General features: G+C 69.6%; 18 protein-coding genes. 6 read left to right on the forward strand and 12 right to left on the reverse strand.

Going from position 1 to position 18,175, the window contains the following annotated elements:
* Positions 1 to 10 precede the first annotated feature (10 nt).
* From DMC64_RS21995 to DMC64_RS22015, 5 genes are all read right to left on the reverse strand, one after another.
* Complete coding sequence (locus DMC64_RS21995) at positions 11 to 880, reverse strand: intradiol ring-cleavage dioxygenase (RefSeq protein ID WP_125735054.1); 870 nt, start codon at positions 878 to 880, stop codon at positions 11 to 13.
* Positions 877 to 1,947: a maleylacetate reductase gene (locus DMC64_RS22000; protein ID WP_125735055.1), complete on the reverse strand. Its 1,071-nt coding sequence runs from the start codon at positions 1,945 to 1,947 to the stop codon at positions 877 to 879. Before DMC64_RS22000 ends, DMC64_RS21995 begins: the two co-directional genes overlap by 4 nt.
* On the reverse strand, positions 1,944 to 2,333 hold the full coding sequence (locus tag DMC64_RS22005; protein WP_037345193.1) for a nuclear transport factor 2 family protein: 390 nt from the start codon (positions 2,331 to 2,333) through the stop codon (positions 1,944 to 1,946). The genes DMC64_RS22000 and DMC64_RS22005 overlap by 4 nt, the downstream gene beginning before the upstream one ends.
* On the reverse strand, positions 2,330 to 3,190 hold the full coding sequence (locus DMC64_RS22010; protein WP_125735056.1) for an NAD(P)-dependent oxidoreductase: 861 nt from the start codon (positions 3,188 to 3,190) through the stop codon (positions 2,330 to 2,332). Before DMC64_RS22010 ends, DMC64_RS22005 begins: the two co-directional genes overlap by 4 nt.
* Positions 3,191 to 3,283: 93 nt before the next feature.
* Positions 3,284 to 4,000, reverse strand: a complete 717-nt coding sequence (locus DMC64_RS22015; protein ID WP_125735057.1) for a helix-turn-helix domain-containing protein — start codon at positions 3,998 to 4,000, stop codon at positions 3,284 to 3,286.
* A 159-nt stretch (positions 4,001 to 4,159) separates the two neighbouring features.
* On the opposite strand from DMC64_RS22015, the gene DMC64_RS22020 reads away from it, so the two are divergent.
* Positions 4,160 to 4,894, forward strand: a complete 735-nt coding sequence (locus DMC64_RS22020) for a hypothetical protein (RefSeq protein ID WP_125735058.1) — start codon at positions 4,160 to 4,162, stop codon at positions 4,892 to 4,894.
* Here the strand turns inward: DMC64_RS22020 and DMC64_RS22025 are convergent.
* From DMC64_RS22025 to DMC64_RS22040, 4 genes are read right to left on the reverse strand one after another with little or no spacing between them, the layout of a single operon-like run.
* Positions 4,872 to 6,185 (reverse strand): MFS transporter, encoded by a 1,314-nt coding sequence (locus DMC64_RS22025; RefSeq protein WP_233629760.1) that lies wholly within the window; start codon positions 6,183 to 6,185, stop codon positions 4,872 to 4,874. The two genes, DMC64_RS22020 and DMC64_RS22025, sit on opposite strands and share 23 nt — an antisense overlap.
* Before the next feature lie 5 nt (positions 6,186 to 6,190).
* Positions 6,191 to 7,339, reverse strand: a complete 1,149-nt coding sequence (dgoD, locus tag DMC64_RS22030) for a galactonate dehydratase (protein WP_125735060.1) — start codon at positions 7,337 to 7,339, stop codon at positions 6,191 to 6,193.
* 11 nt (positions 7,340 to 7,350) lie between these two features.
* Positions 7,351 to 7,947: a 2-dehydro-3-deoxy-6-phosphogalactonate aldolase gene (locus DMC64_RS22035; protein ID WP_125735061.1), complete on the reverse strand. Its 597-nt coding sequence runs from the start codon at positions 7,945 to 7,947 to the stop codon at positions 7,351 to 7,353.
* Positions 7,944 to 8,924: a 2-dehydro-3-deoxygalactonokinase gene (locus DMC64_RS22040; RefSeq protein WP_125735062.1), complete on the reverse strand. Its 981-nt coding sequence runs from the start codon at positions 8,922 to 8,924 to the stop codon at positions 7,944 to 7,946. Before DMC64_RS22040 ends, DMC64_RS22035 begins: the two co-directional genes overlap by 4 nt.
* 55 nt (positions 8,925 to 8,979) lie before the next feature.
* Here DMC64_RS22040 and DMC64_RS22045 point away from each other — a divergent pair, with 55 nt between their 5' ends.
* Positions 8,980 to 9,741 carry an IclR family transcriptional regulator gene (locus tag DMC64_RS22045; RefSeq protein WP_038510908.1) on the forward strand — a complete coding sequence of 254 codons (762 nt, stop codon included), beginning with the start codon at positions 8,980 to 8,982 and terminating at the stop codon, positions 9,739 to 9,741.
* Positions 9,742 to 9,753: 12 nt separating this feature from the next.
* On the opposite strand, the gene DMC64_RS22050 is transcribed toward DMC64_RS22045, so the two are convergent.
* On the reverse strand, positions 9,754 to 10,917 hold the full coding sequence (locus DMC64_RS22050) for a TetR/AcrR family transcriptional regulator (RefSeq protein WP_125735063.1): 1,164 nt from the start codon (positions 10,915 to 10,917) through the stop codon (positions 9,754 to 9,756).
* A 158-nt stretch (positions 10,918 to 11,075) separates the two neighbouring features.
* Between DMC64_RS22050 and DMC64_RS22055 the strand changes: the two genes are divergently transcribed.
* From DMC64_RS22055 to DMC64_RS22065, 3 genes are all read left to right on the forward strand, one after another.
* Positions 11,076 to 12,635 (forward strand): long-chain-fatty-acid--CoA ligase, encoded by a 1,560-nt coding sequence (locus tag DMC64_RS22055; protein ID WP_125735064.1) that lies wholly within the window; start codon positions 11,076 to 11,078, stop codon positions 12,633 to 12,635.
* Between the two features lie 39 nt (positions 12,636 to 12,674).
* Positions 12,675 to 13,865, forward strand: coding sequence for an oxygenase MpaB family protein (locus DMC64_RS22060; RefSeq protein ID WP_125735065.1), 1,191 nt, complete (start codon positions 12,675 to 12,677; stop codon positions 13,863 to 13,865).
* Between the two features lie 188 nt (positions 13,866 to 14,053).
* Positions 14,054 to 14,914, forward strand: coding sequence for a dienelactone hydrolase family protein (locus DMC64_RS22065; RefSeq protein ID WP_081975980.1), 861 nt, complete (start codon positions 14,054 to 14,056; stop codon positions 14,912 to 14,914).
* A 33-nt stretch (positions 14,915 to 14,947) separates the two neighbouring features.
* Here the strand turns inward: DMC64_RS22065 and DMC64_RS43635 are convergent, their stop codons facing one another.
* The gene (locus DMC64_RS43635; protein WP_125735066.1) at positions 14,948 to 17,224 is read right to left on the reverse strand and encodes a LuxR C-terminal-related transcriptional regulator; all 2,277 of its coding nucleotides are present in this window, start codon (positions 17,222 to 17,224) and stop codon (positions 14,948 to 14,950) included.
* Positions 17,225 to 17,301: 77 nt separating this feature from the next.
* Here DMC64_RS43635 and DMC64_RS22075 point away from each other — a divergent pair, with 77 nt between their 5' ends.
* The gene (locus tag DMC64_RS22075; RefSeq protein WP_125735067.1) at positions 17,302 to 17,703 is read left to right on the forward strand and encodes a hypothetical protein; all 402 of its coding nucleotides are present in this window, start codon (positions 17,302 to 17,304) and stop codon (positions 17,701 to 17,703) included.
* Here the strand turns inward: DMC64_RS22075 and DMC64_RS22080 are convergent.
* A complete protein-coding gene (locus DMC64_RS22080; protein WP_233629761.1) occupies positions 17,688 to 18,164 on the reverse strand; it encodes a cupin domain-containing protein in 477 nt (158 codons plus the stop codon). The two genes, DMC64_RS22075 and DMC64_RS22080, sit on opposite strands and share 16 nt — an antisense overlap.
* Positions 18,165 to 18,175: the final 11 nt, after the last annotated feature.

Raw genomic sequence — 18,175 nt, forward strand, 5'->3', positions numbered from 1 at the left:
GGAAGCGGGGTCAGGCCGGCTCGGCGACGAGCACGAGATCGAAGGTCAGGCTCGCCCATTCACCTGCGGGCCGGGAGCCGTCTGGAGCGGTGCCGCCGTGGTGCTTCCCGCTCTCCACGACGAGACCTTCCTTGACGCCGAACACGGCATCGTCGTCCAGGTAGGGGTCGCCGTCGAGGAAGATATGCGTGATCAGCGTCCGATGCCCCGGCGCGGTGACCTTGAAGTGCAGATGCGCGGGCCGCATCGGCCCCCGGCCCGCCGCCTTCAGCAGATCGCCGACGGGGCCGTCGTGCGGGATCGGATAGGGCGCCGGCAGGACCGACCAGAACCGGTATTCGCCGTCCGGCCCGGTGCGCAGCCAGCCCCGCCCCGCCGTGCGGTCATCGGTGTACTGGACGTCGTAGAAGCCGTCCTCGTCGGCTTCCCAGACGTCCACCCGCGCGCCCGGGATCGGGGTGCCGTCGGTGTCGCGGACCTGCCCCGACACATGGCACGGTGTCCCGGCGGCACCGCGCGCGATGTCGCCGCCGAGCGGGATCTCCGGTGAGTCGTCGACGAAGAAGGGACCGAACACCGTCGCTTCGGTCGCCCCGGGCACCTTCGGCTCGTTGATGGCGACGGTCAGCATGGACAGGCCGAGGACGTCGGACAGCAGGATGAACTCCTGGCGGCGGTCGTCGGTGATCTGCCCGGCGCGGGTGAGGAACCCGATGGCCGCCTCCCATTCCTGTTCGCTCAGGCGGACGTCCCTGGCGAAGGCGTGCAGGTGGCGGACGAGGCTCCGCATGACCTGCCGCAGCCGTGGATCGGTGGTCCCGTCGAAACTGGCCAGCACCTCGTCGGTCACGGCCTGTTCGCGGTCCGAAGCGGGGCTCATGGGATCTCCTTCGCGGGATCGGTTCCGGCCCAGGCGGCACGCAGCAGGGCACCGAGGCCGTCGGCGGTGACCGGACGCGGGTTGTCGGCGGGAGCGAGCGCGAGGATGTCTTCGAGCACGACGTCGGCGTAGTCCTCTCGCAGGCCGAGTTCCCGCAAACCGGCAGGCACGCCGAGCTTTTCGCCGAGCCGCCGCAATCCCTCGACAGGGTCGGCGAAGCCGAGCGCGGAAGCGATACGGGAAGCCGCTTCGGGGGCGGCGGACGCGTTGAACGCCAGGACGTACGGGAGCACGATCGCGTGGGTCCGCGCGTGCGGGAGGTCGAAGGCGCCGCCCAGGACATGACAGATCTTGTGGTGCAGCCCCGATCCCGCCACCGCGAACGCCGAGCCGGCGAGATACGCGCCGAGCAGCAGCTCGGTACGCGCGTCGAGGTCGCCGGCGTCGGCGGCGACGGCGGGCAGTCCGGCGGCGAGATGCCGGATCCCGTCTTCGGCCATGGCGCTCGACACCGGATTCCGCCGGGGCGCCCAGAACGCTTCGACACAGTGCGCCATCGCGTTCAGTCCACTCGCGACGGACAGGTCCACGGGCAGCGTCAGGGTGAGTTCGGGATCGTAGACGACCGTCCGCGGCAGCACCCGCGAGTCGGTGCCGGTGCGTTTGCGGCTCTCTTCCGTCAGTCCCCACACCGGGGTGACCTCGGATCCGGCGTACGTGGTGGGCACGGCGACGATCGGCAGTCCGGTGGTGAGCGCGACGGCCTTGGCCGTCCCGGTCGTCGATCCCCCGCCGACGCACAGCACGAGATCCGCTCCGGCCGCGGCCGCACGGGCGCGTTCGGCGACCTCGACCGGGACGTGCGGACGGACTCCCGAGAACGTCGCCGCGATCCGGTCCGCGAACGGGGCGCACAGTTCACGCGCCAGGTCCGCCTCCGAATCCGCCGCGACGAGCAGGATCCGCCCGGCGCCGAACGCGTCGACCTCGTTCGGCAGCCCGGTCCGCGCGACACCGGGACCGAACACCACCCGCGCGGGCAACGCGTCGTAGACGAAGGCGTTCATCGCGCGGGCTCCGGCAGGACGGTGGGCTGATACGCCAGCAGCAACCAGCGCTCGTCCTCGCGCACCCACACGGCGAGGGACCGGTTCGCGAGGGTCTTGCGCGTCCCGCCCGCGGTGATGTCGGCGTGCATCTGTCCCACCACGGCCGCGGTGTCCCCGGCCACCGTGATCCGGTCAACGGGATGGTCGATGCGGTGGTAGACGTAGAAACCCGAACGCAGCTTGTCCAAATAGGACTCAAGGGTGTCGGTGACCGCGTTCGAATGGGTGTACGCGAGTTCGGGATGGGCGTGCGCGGCGAAGGCGGCGAAATCACCGGCGATCACCGCCTCGTACCGGGCGTCCTCGAGGGCGCGGATGGTCGATTCGACGTCGCCGCTGGTCATGAGCGTGCTTCCTCCTTGGTCACCGGCCGGTTGCGCAGCCGCAGCGCCGCGAGCACCTGGGCCATGTCTTCTTCGCCGTGCCCTGTCGCCGTCGCCTCGTCCAGCACGGCGTAGGCGGCTTCCGCCCCCGGCAGGACGAGTCCGGCGGCGAGTTCGAGAGCGAGGCCGAGATCCTTGCGGATCAACGAGATCGGGGCCGCGACACCGGCGGACGCCGGGGCCAGGAACGCCGCCTCCTTGTAACCGACATAGGGCGCGCCCGCCGCGCTCGCGCGCAGAACGTCATAGAAGACCTTGAGATCCAGCCCGCCCGCCTCGGCGATGAGCAAGCCCTCGGCGACGCCTTGGCTGAGGGTGGCGAGCACGGCGTTGACCGCCAGTTTCGCCGCGGACCCCGAACCGGCCGGACCGGTGTGGAACTGTGCCGACGTCATCGCCGCGAGGATCGGGCGGACCCGTTCGAACTGCTCCGCGGTGCCGCCGACCATGGTGGTGATCGTCGCCGCCTCGGCCATCGACACGCTCCCGGACACCGGCGCGTCGATGACGTCCACCGGCCCGGTCCGGGCCAGTTCCTTCACGAGCGCGGGTCCGACGGTGCCCATGACCACGTGCAGGTGGTCCCGTCCGGCACCGGCCAGCCCGGTCAGCACCAGATCCCGCGTCGCCGCGCCGTCCGGCAGCATGCTGATGGACAGCTCCGCCTCGGTGAGCCCGGCCGCCGAGCCGACCGCCGTGACGCCCTCCGGAACCCGGCCGAGACCCGGGTCATGGGCCAGGACCGTATGCCCCGCCCGTACGAGCCGGAGGGCCATCGGCAGCCCCATCCGGCCGAGGCCGGCGAATCCGATCAGCACGGCATCTCCTCTCCGTCGCCCTTGCCTTGCTCAAGTGTTCACTAATATTGAACACTTGAGCAGTGACGTCAAGTGGCAGCGGACGAGAAGTCCTCAGTCGCGAGCGCCCTTCACGGACGGGACACCCAGCAGTGCCAGAGCCTCGACGGCATTGGACGGTCGCACCGGGTTCTCGCCGGCGAGCCCTCCGACCTGGGATTCCACCCATTCGCGGGTGTGGTCGAGGTCGCGCCTGCCGGATACGAACCACACGCCGCGCGCGGGTTCGGTGCCGTGATTGAGGTACATGTGCGGACGGGTCGAGTCGAAACACAGCGAGTCGCCCGGTGCGAGCAGATGCCGATCGAAGTCGAGCAGCAGGGTCAGCTCACCCGAAAGCAGGTACGCGTACTCGGTTCCGCTGTGCCGCATCAGTTTCCGGTCGACCGAACTGGCCGCGCCGGGCTCATAGGTGACCAGAAGGGCGTCGACGTCGGTCTGGCCGCCGACGGCGAGCCGCTCCCACCGGACGCCGTTCGCCATCTCGAGGACGGGGTTGTCCGCAGCGCGCTGGACGACCCCGGAAGACGTCGGCGCGACCGGCCGCTCCGGGGCGGCGGGCGTGCCCGCGCCGATGCCGAGCAGTTCGTCGAGCGAGATGCCGAGGTGGCTGACCAGCGCGTACAGCGTGCTCACCGAAGGCTGCGACCGCCCCGTCTCGACTTGCGAGAGCAGGCTCGCCGAGATTCCGGCGGCGGTCGCCACCTTGCGCAGGCTCAGCTTGCGTTCTTCCCGCGCCTGCCGCAGCGCGGGCCCGATCCTGTCCTCCACCGCGAGCCCCCTTGCACCTCAGTTCGACGGCACTGGACAGTACCGCCGGGTTCGAGCCTCCGCACCGGTCAGGGTGACCTGCGGCGCGTCTCACTTGACAGTACCGTTCAGTAGCATTAAACACTGCGACGCAACCCGCTCACCGATCCGGAGGCACCGATGCCCACTACCGAACCGACGATCGAGGCCGTGCTGGCCGGGCGCCCCGTCTCACGCGAAGACGTGCGCGCGTGGGAGACGAAGCGGATGGGCAAGGCCGCCGCGAAGATCGGCCTCCCGGCGCCGACCGGCGAACTCTCCCTGATGCGGACGGCCTTCGCCGACGCCAAACTGGCCCTCGGCCCGGACGAGATCCGCCGCCGCCTCGGCCGGGACATCCGCCGGGCGGACGCCGTCGCGCGGACGTCCACCCACCTTTCCCGCGGCAGGCGGGTCACCAGCACCTGCGACCTCTTCGTGCGCGGGGCAGGGACCGCCGCCGAATTCCTCGCCTGGTTCGACGACACCGGCCGGGACGACTACGCCCGCAGCATGATCGCCGCCAACCCGGACCACTTCCTGATCGACACCGCCCCCGACGGGCGGCAGGAGGTCATCGAGACGACCGGCGGCAGTCCGCTCGCGACCCGGTTCCTGGTCGACTACACCGACACCGCGGAGATCGTCACCCACCGGGACGCGGCGTTCCCGCTCGAAGCGTCGGGCGTCGCCAGGTCCGGGTCGGGGCTGGCCATCGGCGGGGTCCGGCACGAGTTCCGCGACCACGCCGACGGCTTCCACGCCCACCTCTGCGTCGAGTTCCCGCGGCTCACGATGCCCACGATGGTCACCCAGCACCGGATGCACCTCGCCTGCGAGTTCTCGAACTGGATCACCCTGGCGTTCGCACGCTGACCACGCCGTCCCGCTCGGCCACGCGCTCGACCTTGCCGACCAGGAAGACGTAGGACAGGATCCCGGCGACCGTGATCACCGTCATGTAGGCGAAGCCGGGCGCGAAACTGTCGTCGGTGACGATCAGGCCGATGACGATCGGCGTGGCGATCGACGACAGGTTCCCGATGAAGTTGAACATCCCGCCGGTCAGCCCGAGCAGCCGCCGCGGCGCCAGCGCGGAGACCAGTGACCAGGTGATCGACGCGAGCCCGTTGCCGAAGAAGGCGATGGACAGGATCACGATGACCATCGTGGTCGAGTCGGTGAACCCGGCCGTGACCATCACGGTGCTCAGCAGCAGCCCGGCGATGATCGGGCCCTTGCGCGCCACTCCGAGCGAAGCGCCGCGCCGTACCAGGAAGTCCGACAGGACACCGGAAACCAGCACGCCCACCAATGCCGCGATGAACGGCAGCGACGCGAGGAAACCGGACTTGATGTAGTCCATTTCCCGGTACTCGACGAGATACGTCGGGAACCAGGTGAGGAAGAACCAGAGGGTGGAGGTCAGGCAGAACTGTCCGAAGTAGATTCCCCACAGCTTCCGGCTGCCCAGTACGGTCGCCAGATCCGCGCGCGTGACGCGGGCCCGCTCCGGCCGCTCGCGCGGCAGGTCCACCAGGCCGCCGCCGGACCGGATCAGCTCCACCTCGGCCTCGTTGGCCCGCGACTCACGTGGTTCGCGGTACTTCGCGTACCAGAGCACGGCCCAGAGGATGCCGACCAGACCGGTGGCGATGAACACCCAGTGCCACGAAAGCACGGTCTGCAGCCAGGACAGCACGGGCGTCAAAAGGGCGAGGCCGATGAACTGACCCGAGGTGTAGAAGCCGATCGCCGTGGCACGTTCGCGTTCCGGGAACCAGACGGTCGCGATCTTGCTGTTGATCGGATAGGCGGGCGCCTCGAAGACGCCGACCATCAGCCGCAACGCGATCAGCGCGACGAACCCGCCGATGATCCCCATGAAGAACGTCGCGAGCGACCAAAGGATCAAGCAGCCCGGATAGAGCAACCGTGGCGGGATCTTGTCGACCAGCCAGCCGCCGGGCAGTTGCAACGCGGCGTAGGTCCAGCCGAAGGCCGACAGGAGGATGCCCTGTTCCGCTTTGGACAGATCGAGCTCGCCGGCGATCGCGGGCATCGCGATCGACAGGTTCGACCGATCGAGGTAGTTGATGACGACGGTGATGAACAGCATCACCGCGATGAGCATCCGGAACCTGGTGGGACGCACGGCGGTGGTCATCGCGCTCACCATTCCGCGAAGGAGCCGTCGGCGTGCCGCCACACCGGATTCCGCCAGCGATGCCCCTCGGCCGCCCGTTCGGCGACGTACTCCTCGTTGATCTCGATGCCCAGCCCGGGCCCGCGGGGGATGGCGACCTGGCCGTCGTCGTAGGCGAACACCGACGGATCCGCCAGGTAGTCGAGGAGATCGTTCCTCGTGTTGTAGTGGATCCCGAGGCTCTGCTCCTGGATGGTCGCGTTGTAGCAGCCCGCGTCGATCTGCAGGCAGGCCGCCAGCGCGATCGGGCCGAGCGGGCAGTGCAGCGCGAGGCCGACGTCGTACGCCTCGGCCATGTGCGCGATCTTGCGGGCTTCGGTGATGCCGCCGCAATGCGACGGGTCCGGTTGGATGATGTCGACGGCGCCCGACACCAGCACGGTCTTGAAATCCCACCGCGAGAACAGCCGCTCGCCGAGCGCGATCGGGATCGGCGAGTTGCGGAGGACGTCGGCGAATCCGTCGACGTGCTCGGAAAGCACCGGCTCTTCGACGAACATCAGCCGGTACGGCTCCAGTTCGCGCAGCAGGACCTTGGCCATCGGTTTGTGCACGCGGCCATGGAAGTCCACCCCGATGCCGATGTTCGGGCCGACCGCTTGGCGCACCGCGTCCACATTGGCCACACAGCGGTCGACCTTGTCCCAGGTGTCCAGATAGGACAGTTCCTCGGTCCCGTTCATCTTCACCGCGCTGAACCCGCGGTCCACCACCTCGCGCGCGGCGCGGGCGGTCTCGGCCGGGCGGTCGCCGCCGATCCAGGAATACACCTTGATCGCCTCGCGCACCCGGCCGCCGAGCAGTTCGTGCACCGGGACACCGAGCGCCTTGCCCTTGATGTCCCACAGGGCCTGGTCGATACCGGCCAGCGCGCTCATGTGGAGTCCGCCGCCCCGGTAGAACCCGCCGCGGTACAGGACGGTCCACAGATCCTCGATCTGCGAGGGGTCTTTGCCGATCAGGTAGTCGGAAAGCTCCTCGACGGTCGCCGCGACCGAAGCGGCCCGGCCCTCCAGGACCGGTTCGCCCCAGCCGGTGACGCCCTCGTCCGTTTCGATCTTCAGGAACGACCAGCGCGGCGGCACCTGGTATGTCGTCATTGACACGATCTTCATGGTTCTTTTTCCTATTCCTGGTGCCAGATCTCGGAAAGTGCGCGGGCACGGACGCCGACCGCGCCGGCGGTGTCACCCGGCCGGTAGAGGCAGGAACCGAGCCCCGCCCCGGCCGCCCCGGCGGCGGCCCAGGCCGCCAGGTTCGTTTCGTCGACCCCGCCGACCGGCAGCAGTCCGACGTCGCGCGGCAGCACGGCGCGCCACGCCTTCATGCCCCCGATCCCGACCGCGTCGGCGGGGAACAGCTTGAGATACCGGGCGCCCGCGGCCAGCGCGGCGAACGCCTCGGTCGGCGTCGCGACGCCGGGATACGGCGTCATCCCCTCGGCCACGGCGGCGGCGATCACCGCGCGATCGGTGTTGGGCGCCACGATCAGCCGCGCCCCGGCCGCCTTCGCCCGGCCGACGTCTTCGGTGGTGAGCACGGTGCCCGCGCCGATCTCGCACCGGTCCCCGAACGCGTCGGCGAGCAGGCGGACGCTCGCGAACGGTTCCGGTGAGTTCAGTGGTACCTCGATGGCGGGGAATCCGGCGTCGACGAGCGCCCGGCCGACGCCGACGACCTCGGCCGGGGTCACCCCGCGCAGGATCGCGATCAATCCGGTCACGGTTTCAGTGTCCTTTCGAGACGGTCTTCGAGCAGTCCGGCGGCCGTCGCGATCCGCCACAGCCCGCGGGCGGTGACCTCTTCGGACAGCACGATGGCCTCCACTCCCCTTCCGGCGAGGGCGGTGGCGTAGCGACGGCAGAGTTCGTCCGCGCCGCACAGCACCACGCGGGTGTCGGTGTCACGCAACAGATGCGAGACCTCGTCGGCGATCAGGACGCCGGAGAGGTAGTCGGGCAGCGACTCCGGTTCCAGGACGCCGTCGAGCACGAGCGGGCGAGCGCCGAACGCCTCGGTGGCGAGCCCGCGCGAACGCCGTCCCGCGGCGAGGCCCCGCGAGAACGCCTCTTCGTCGGCGACCGGATCAGCGGCTGTGCGGGCGAGGATGCCGTGCGCGATCAGCAATCCGTACAGTTCGCCGGTCATCGCGGTGGTGAATCCGGTGACGACCCCGTCCTCGACGCGGACCCATTTGCTGTGCGTACCGGGGAGCACCACGGTGAGCGGTCCGCCGGGGTCGCCGAGCGCTTCGAGCACGCCGACCAGTTGCGTTTCCTCGCCGCGGATCACGTCGCCGGGGTGCACGCCGGACGGGATCCGCAGTCCCGGCACGAGATGGAGCTTCCCGTCGCGATGCGACACGGGGACGAGCGACGGGAAGTCGAGTCCGGCCGGGACGGTGCGGTAGCCGGAGTCGGTCCAGCCCTGCGCGCTGCCCACCATGCCGGCGGCGAGGGCGGGCAGCCCGGGGAACGCGGCGAGCCAGTCTCCGCAGGTCTTCCGGAAGGCGGACTCGTAGGCGGCCGCCCTGGCCCGCGGGTCGCGGAGGTCCACGTCCTCGGTCGTGGTCAGCAGTCCACGCCCGGCGCCGCGGGCGGCCAGGATCCCGCCGTCCGCGCCGAGCAGCCAGGCACGCTGACCGGAGGTTCCCCAGTCGAGCGCGATCAAGGCGGGTTCGGTGTCGGTCACGAGCGACATCGTGCGGGCGCGTTCCCGATAATGCGATCGCCGTCCCTATATGTAGGATTCCGGTATGTCCGACACGGCACCGCCCGGCACCCAGACGCTCGCCCGCGGCCTCGCGCTGATCCGCGCGGTCGCCAGTGGCGCGACCGACCTCCGCGGCCTGGTCGAGGACACCGGGCTGGGCCGCAGCACCGCGCACCGGCTGGTCCAGCTGCTGGTCAGCGAGGGTTACCTGCGCAGCGGCCGGGACGGCTACGCGCTCGGGCCCACCTTGATCGAGCTGGGTTTCCAGGCCCTGCACGGCAGTCCGCTGCCGGTGGTCGCCCGGCCGGTGCTGGAGGAGCTGGCGGAGCAGTTGCGCGACACCGTGCACCTGGCCGTCCGCGACGGGGATTCGGTGCTGTACCTGGACAAGCTGCCCGGTTCACGGGGCGCGGAGATGCGTTCCCGGATCGGGCACCGGATGCCGTTGACCCGCACCGGTGTCGGTATGGCGCTGCTGCTGGACTCCGCGCCGGAATGGCGGGACCTCTACCTGGCCGAGACACCCGTGGAACCCGGCAGGGTGCGCCCGGAAGACGTCGACGCGTTCCTGGCGCGTATGCGCGAGTACGCGGAGTCCGGGGTGGCGATGGACCTGGAGGACAACGAACCGGGGATCCGCTGTGTCGCGGCGCCGATCCGGGACGCCACCGGCGCGATCGCCGGGGCCATCAGTGTTTCGGCGACCCGGCCGTACATGCCCGCCGCCCGGATGCGCGGCCTGAACCGCGTCGTCGGCCGCGCGGCCCGGCAGGTCTCCGCCGGCCTCGGCCACCGCGAGCCCTGAGCCGCCGGCGCGTCAGATCCCCAACGCACCGACGAGCAGGGCGCTGACGGCGTCACGGTTGGCGGGGACGTCCTCCCAGCGCAACCTCCGTCCCGCCTCGACCACCACCCCGAAACCGGCGTGCACGAGCACCCTCGCCTGACGCTGGTCGAGCTCCGGCCGCGCCGACCGCAAATGCCGTTCCCAGACGGCGATGTGCTCGCGCTGCGCGCTGACCAAAGGACGTTGCAGGGCCGCGGGCAGACCCGCGAGTTCGGCGTTGGCGACACTGGTGAGCGCGGTGTACTCGAAGCTGTAGGCGACATAGGTCCGCGCCAGCGCGAGCAGCGCGTCGCCCGGGCCCTCGACGCCGCGAAGGTTCTGTTCCACCGCCTGGGCCAGGATTCCCGCGGCCTGCAGGCAGGCGGCGGCGAGGATGTCGGCCTTGCCGGGGAAATAGCGGTAGAGCGCGGACGGCACCAGCCCGACGGCTTCGGCGATCCTGCCGTTCGTGACGTTGGCGAACCCGTCCCGTTCGAACAGCGGGATGGCCGCCGCGATGATCTCGAAACGGCGGGTGCGCGGCTCCGGATTGGACGGCAACTCGACGGCGTGCGCGCCCCCGGCACCCGCCGCCGGATCGGTCGCGACCACTCGCAGGGCGGACTCGACGAGTACCTCTTCGACCCGGCGCTGGGCGATCGAGGTGCGGTGCATCGTGATCGAGCCGATCACGCCGAGGGCGGCGACGGCCCGCAAGCCCTCGTCGGGGAGCGGGTACTCCCGGCGCACCGCCTCGGCGACCCGGTCCACCACCTGCCCGAACTTCAGCGCGAGCGACTGCCGGTCCTCGCGTTCGAGGTACCGGGATTCCCAGCGGTACAGGCCGCTGGACGCGCGATGGACGACCGTCCCCTGCGTGACGGCGGCGAGCACGTCCGCCAGCGGCGCGCCGGGCGCCACCTCGTCGAGCGTGGCGACGAGCCGGTCGGCCATGACGTTCGCGCACGCGGCGAACAACGCGTACTTGTTCGGGAAGTGCCGGTACAGGGCCGCCGCGGTGATGCCCACGTCGGCGGCGATCTCCTCCATCGACGCCGCGTGGTAGCCGTGCTCGCTGAAGATCCGCCCGGCCGCGTCGACGATCTGCTGCTTGCGGTGGCGCGGCCGGACGGCCGCGGTCGACTCGGCGCTCATGCCGGGAAGTCAACCACGAACCGGATCACCACCAGCGGAAACTGCCGGGCAGGTCGGCGTCGCGATGTGATTTTCGATTAACTTATCGCTTCTCAACCGGCGGCTTGGCATGCATACTGGCCACGCGAGAGGTCCCGTTCCGACACCTGAGGATGGCCATGTCGACCGCTTCGGCTCCCGCCTCGTCCTTCCGGCACCACTGGATGGCGCACGCGGCCACGCACGCGATGATGCGACCGGACAGGCCGGCTCTGCGGTACCTCGGCGAGACGACCACCTGGGCGGAACTCTCACAACGGTCGTTGCAATTGGCCGCCGCCCTGGCCGCGCGAGGTGTCACCGAGGGCGATCGCGTGGCGACGCTGACCTTGAACCATCCGTGGTTCGTGGAGACCGTGTTCGCGGCGAACAGCCTGGGCGCCATGGCCGTCCCGCTCAGTTTCCGCCTCGCGGCGGCGGAGCTCGACTACATCCTGGCCGACTGCACGCCGTCCGCCATCGTCGTCGACGCGGGATTGCTCCCCCTGCTCGACGCCGCGCCGAACGCCGCGTCGATCGGGACCGTGCTCGTCATCGGTGAGCCGGACGACGCCGAAGGGCGCACGGAGTACGAGGGATTCCTGACCGCGCACGAACCGTTGGAACTGCCCGACGTCAGCGAGGAATCGACGGCGCTGATCATGTACACCTCGGGCACCACCGGCAGGCCGAAAGGGGTGATGCTGTCCCATCGCAACCTGCAGATGCAGGCGATCACCTGTATCCGGGCGATGAAGATCTTCGACGACACCGACGTCGCCTTCCTGACCGCGCCGTTCTTCCACATCGCGGGCCTGGGTTCGATCGTGGCGAATTTCCTGGTCGGCGGGGTGGTCGTGATCCACCCGCTGGGCGCCTTCGATCCGCGAGCGGTGCTCGACGCCTACGAACGCGAAGGCGCCACCGTGGTGTTCAACGTTCCCCAGCAATGGGATCTGCTCTGCGCCCAGCCGGACATCGCCGAACGGAAGCTGAAACTGCGGATCATCAGCTGGGGTGCCGCTCCCGCGTCGAGGGCGACGCTGCTCGCCATGGCCGAGAAGTTCCCCGGCGCCCTGAATGTGGCCGTGTTCGGCCAGACCGAGACCTCCCCGATCACCTGCGTGCTCAGCGGCGAGGACTCGACGCGCAAACTCGGCTCCGTCGGCAAACCGATCCCGACGCTCCAATACCGCGTCGTGGACGACGACATGAACGACGTCGCGCCGGGCGAAGTGGGCGAGATCGTCTACCGCGGGCCCTCGGTGACGAAGGGCTATTGGAAGAAACCCAAGGAGACAGCGGAAGCCTTCGCCGGTGGCTGGTTCCATTCCGGCGATCTGGTTTCGCAGGACGAAGACGGTTTCATCTGGGTGGTCGACCGCAAGAAGGACATGATCATCAGCGGCGGCGAGAACATCTACTGCGCCGAAGTGGAGAACGCGATCTCCGCGCATCCGTCGGTGCGGGAGGTCGCCGTGATCGGACGGCCCGACGAGCGCTGGGGCCAGGTGCCGGTCGCTTTCGTCGCCGCGACGGAGCCCGAACCGTCCTTGGCCGAACTGGTCGAATTCCTCGACGGCAGGCTCGCTTCGTTCAAGATGCCCAAGGATCTCGTGGTGGTCCCCGAACTCCCGCGCAACGCGGGCGGGAAGGTGGTCAAAGGTTCGCTTCGCGAGCTGGACGAAAAACGATCGTGAATCACTCATCGGCACCTACCAAGGAAGTTAGGTAAGTAAATGAGCGATCTCAGCAGGAGGAACGTCCTGTCCCTCGGCGTCGCACTGGGCCTGGTGGGCGCGGCGAGCGTCGCCCCCGCCTGGGGCGCGACTCAGACCGGTACCGCGGCCGACCCCTGGTGGGTCTGGGACGACGAGATCGACCGCATCATGGCGGGGGTTCTCGAAGCGGGCCAGGTGCCCGCGGTCAACACCGCGCTGCGGTCCTGGGTGGACAACAACGATCCGCTCCCCGGCGGCCTGCCCGCCGATCTGGCGGGCCACCTCCAGCGTGTCAACCGGTTGCCGTCCTGGGCCGACCCCGCGAAACTGCGCCGCGCGGCCGATTTCAACCGGCGCAAGGACACCTATCTGTTCATGCTGTACGGCCTCGGCAGCGGCATCATGAGCACGGTCATCCCGCGTGAGGCCAAATCGGTCTACTGGTCCGCGGGCGGGGCCGACATGCAGGACCGCGCGGCCAAGACGTTCACCTTCGGCTACGACCTGAGCGACCTGAACGCCTTCGAGCCCGACGGCCAGTTCGTGGTCACCGCCAACAAGACGCGGCTGGTGCACGCCGCGGTGCGGCATCTGCTGCCGCGGTCGCCGTACTGGAAGGCCGTCGCGGACGAGCGGATCCCGATCAGCAACGGCGACATCCTGGTGACCTTCCACAGTCTCGGCACCTACGTGCACCGGAAGCTGCGCGAATGGAAGGTCCCGATGTCGGCCGCCGACGAGGACGCCTTCCTCCACATGTGGCAGGTCGCCATCCATCTGCTCGGCGTGCGGGAGGAGTTCATCCCGAAGTCGTGGGCGGCCGCCTACGCGCAGTCGGCGCAGGTGCTCACCCCGATCCTTTCCCCTTCGCACGAAGGAAAAGAGCTCGCGGAAGATCTGCTGGGGCTGACCGCACAGGTCGATCTGGGCGTCACACGGGGATTCCTGAACGAATTCGTGCGCTACGTGCTGAGCGACGCGATCGGCGACTGGCTCGGGCTGCGCCGCGACTACGCGTCCGCGGCCCTCATCCGCACCGCGTGGCCGGCCTACATCGCGTTCCGCGAGGGGCTGATCCCGATCATGCCTGCCGGGTTCTACATGTTCGACCAGATGGTGCGCGCGCTGGCGATGTTGTTCCTCAACAAGGGCACTTCACCGACGACGACCCCGATCACCATCCCCACCGGGAACCGGGCCGGCACCTGACCGCCTCGTCACCTCGTGAGTGGTTAGGACGGTTCTAACCGTCCTTATCACTCACGAGGCCGAAAGACTTATCGACGTGACAGTTTTTCGCTTCTCAGTAGTTTCCACGACGCGCGCCCGGCCGGGTCCCCGCTATATCTGGAAAACCGTTCCGGCTCCGGAACGGTTCTTCCGAGAGGACATGCGCGATGAAGCGTGGATCACGATGGGGCGCCGCGGTGCTCAGTGCGGTGACCGCACTGCTCGTGGCGGCGGCACCGGCTGACGCCGAAGAGAATCCCTATGCCCGCGGCCCCGCTCCGACGAACGCCAGCATCGAGGCGGACCGGGGATCGTTCCAGACCGCGACCGAGAAAGTCCCCGCCGGACAAGGTTTCGGCGGCGGGACGATCCATTACCCGACCGAAACCGGCCAGGGCACTTTCGGCGCGATCGCGATCGCGCCCGGCTTCTTGGAAACGGAGAGCGCGATCGCCTGGTACGGCCCGCGTCTGGCGTCCCAGGGATTCGTCGTCATCACGTTCTCCACCAAGAGCACCTGGGACACTCCGGACGTCCGGTCCGATCAGCTGCTCGCGGCTCTGCGGTACGTGACGGACAAGAGCCAGGCCAAGGACCGCGTCGACCCGGGCAGGCTCGCCGTCATGGGCCATTCGATGGGCGGCGGCGGATCGTTGATCGCCGCTCAGAAAGCGCCCACGCTGAAGGCCGCCATCCCGTTGACGGGCTGGAACCCGAACACGACGTTCTCCGATTTGAAGGTCCCCACGTTCGTCGTCAGTGCCCAGAACGATTTCATCGCCCCGGACGGCTCGCATTCCCGGCCGTTCTACCAAAGCCTTCCCGAATCGCTGGACAAGGCGTACATGCTGCTGGCCGGCGCCGGTCACATGGCGCCGACGAAACCGAACGTGACCATCGCGAAGTACAGCCTTTCGTGGCTGAAACGCTTCGTCGACGAAGACACCAGGTACGACCAGTTCCTGTGCCCGCTCCCGGCGAACGACCCGAAGATCGCCGTATATCGGGGAAGTTGCCCGCTCGGCTGACGCAAGGGGCGCGACCGCTGTGACCTCGGCGGGTCACAGCGGTCCGCGGTCCCGTTGCTCGACCCAGACGGCCAGCTGGGTCCGGTTGGCGAAGTCGAGCTTGTGCGAGATGTGCTGCAGATGCGTCTCGACCGTGCGCCGGGCGATGACCAGTCTCGCCGCGATGTCCCGGTTGCTCAGCCCGGCCGCGACCAGCCGCGCGATCTCCGACTCGCGCGGCGTCAGCGGCGGAAGATCGGCCGGTTCGCCGACGGACGAAGCCTCGGGACCGGCCAGGGCGTCGTGCGGATTCCGGCGCCGCCCCTCGGCGAAGGCCAAGTCGAACCTCTCCGCCCCCAAGGCGTTCCGGGTGGCGTCGTGGAACATCCGGTGCGCCGCGGTGACGGCCACGTCGGGCTCGGCGCTGCAGCGGTCCCAGAGCGTGGCGGCGGTCCCGAACAGTTCCGCCGCCCGGACCCACTCCTCGCGCCTCGCCGACACCCACGCCAGACCGTCCACCCGGTAGGCCGCGGACAGCACGTCGGAAGCGCGGAGGTCGATCTCCAGCGCGGAGCGGATGAATCGCTCCCCGGCGTCGAGATCACCGCCGAAGCAGACTTCGGCGACACCCAGCCCGAACAGGGCCATGGAGCGATACCGCTCCTCCCCCGCCTCCTCGCACAGACGGCGCATCGAGCCCAGCAGCTCCCGCGCTCCCGGCAGGTCTCCTCGGTAAGCCAGCGCGACGCCCTGCAGGAACATCGGATGCAGCTGGCGCCGTACATCGCCGCGTTCGCCGAAGAGCCGCACGGCCTCCGCCGCGTCCACCATCGAATTCGGCTCGGTGGCCAGCATCTTCACGAAGGCCCGAGCGTGAGCGATGTAGGGCGCGGCCTCGTCGTCTTCGATCGCCTCGGCGGCGGCCAACCGCTGCCGGGCTCGCGGCAGATCCGCGTGCAGCGCGGCGCACAGGGCCGCGATCGCCAGGCCGCGGGCCCGCCCCCGGGTCTCCGGCGCCATCGCCTCGAGCGCGCGATCGATCCAGTCCCGCAGTTCCCAGGCCGCGCCGCGGGCCACCCAGTATTCGATCATGCCGGTGGCCATCTCCAAGGCCACCGCGCCTTCACCGGGCGTGCGGAGCGACCACGACAGGGCCTCGCGGATGTCGGCGTGCGCCGCGGTCAGGCGCTCGTAGGCTTCGTCCTGCCCCGGCCCGAACCACGTGGCGGCGGCTTGGTCGATCAGCCGGGCATAGTGGTCTCGATGCTTTCGCGCCACGGCGTGCTCGTCACCGGATTCGGCGAGCCGGTGCCCACCGAATTCGCGGAGCAGCCGAAGCATCCGGTAGTGGACCGGGTCCGTGCCGTCGATGCGCGCCAGTACCGACTTGTCCACCAAACCGTCCACCGCGTCGAGCACGGCGAGCGAGTCGAGCCCGGCTCCGGCGCAGACGTCCTCCGCCGCGGACAGGTCGAACTGGCCGGCGAACACCGAACAGCGTGCCCAGACGATCCGCTCGATGTCCGTGCACAGGGAATGACTCCACTCGATGGTGGCGCGCAGCGTCCGATGCCGCTCGACCGGCATCCGGAGACCGGTGGCCAGCACACCCGAGTTCATCTCGACGCGGTCGGCGATCTGCGACGGCGACAGGACCCGGATCCGGGCCGCGGCGAGTTCGATCGCCAGCGGCAGGCCGTCGAGCCGACGGCACAGGCGGACGACGTCCGCGGCGTTGCTCTCGGTGACCTCGAACGCGGGCAGGACGCTGGTGGCGCGCTCGGCGAACAGCCGCACCGCGCCGAACGTGAGCGCCACTTCCGGTGTCCCGGCCTCTTCGTCGGGCACGGCCAGGGGCGGGATCGCCAGGACGTGCTCGCCGGTCAGCCCCAGCGAGCAGCGGCTGGTGGCCAGGACGACGAGGTCCGGGCACTCCCGCAGCAACGCCGTCACCAGGTCCGCGCTGCCGTCGAGGAGGTGCTCGCAGTTGTCCAGCAGCAGCAACGACCGCCGAGGCCGCAGATACGAGACGACGGCCTCCAGGTCGGTGCGTCCCGCCGTGTCGTGCAGGCCCAAGGCGTCGGCGACCGTGCGCGCGACCAGCCGTTCGTCCCGCAGCTCACCCAGTCCGGCGACCGCCACGCCGCCGGGGAAGGCCCGGGTGAGCGAACTGGCCACCTGGGCGGCCAGCCGTGTCTTGCCCACGCCGCCGGCGCCGGTCAAGGTGACCAGACGGCCCACGCCGAGCAGCCGCCGCACCTCGTCCTCGTCGTCCGTCCGGCTGACGTAGCTCGTCAGGGGCCGCGACCGGACCTCGCTGTCGTTCGTCATGATTCCCCATCGAACCTGCTCGCCGAACGGAGTGGGCTGTTCACACCACAGCCCGGGCATCCACGCATAATGCCCGAATGAGGCGATGTGCGCGGGTTGTGGCGGTCACCGCGGTCATGGCGCTGACCCTGCCCGTCTCGGCGTGCGCGTCCAGCGCGGAGAAATGCGAAGAGGCCTTCGCCGCGGCGGCGACGGCGGTCCCCGGCGTGATCTCCGCGACCTGGGACTGCGACAACGGCTTCGGCGGTGGATGGCAGCGAGGTGACGTGCGGATCGCGGCGGGCGACAAGGGCAAGGCGATCGCGGTGATGAAAGACGTCCTGCGCGCCTTCGCCGCTTCTCCCGATCTCGAGGACGGTTGGGCGACCCCGCAGAAGTACACGAACAACGACGGGACGATCGTTGTCGGGGCGAACGACCTCGGATTCAACGGCGTGCCGAACGTCGGCCAGGTGCGCGAGCGCTACGGCGTCGGCTGAGCCGTGTCCCATTCGGGCGCCTCGACGAAGTGCACGTCGTACCGCTCGTGAAGGCGCTCGACCTCTTCGGGTGCGACGTTTCCGCGCAGGATCTCGGGCAGGACCCGGAAGTAGCCGAACCGGTCGACGCCGGGCGCCAGCGTGATGAGGACGTCCGCGGCCACCTCCGGCGGCGCGGCGAACGCGTGCCGGACGCCCGGCGGGATCACCACGTACCCACCGCGCCCGACCGTGATCGTTTCGTCGCCCACCAGCATCCGCAACGCCCCGTCGAGGACGTAGAACGCTTCCGCGGATTTCCGGTGATAGTGCGGTTTCGTCCCGGGTTCCCCAGGTCGTAGCGACAACCGGTTCGCGCCGAGGAGCCCGCCCGTGTGCTCACCGTCGGCCAGCAACCGCAACGCGGGCCGCTCGATGACCTCCGCGTCCTTCTCGTGCATCACCCAGGCTTCGTTCGTCATCGTGTTCCCCA

This window comes from Amycolatopsis sp. WAC 04197 (assembly GCF_003947475.1).
Lineage (GTDB): Bacteria > Actinomycetota > Actinomycetes > Mycobacteriales > Pseudonocardiaceae > Amycolatopsis > Amycolatopsis japonica.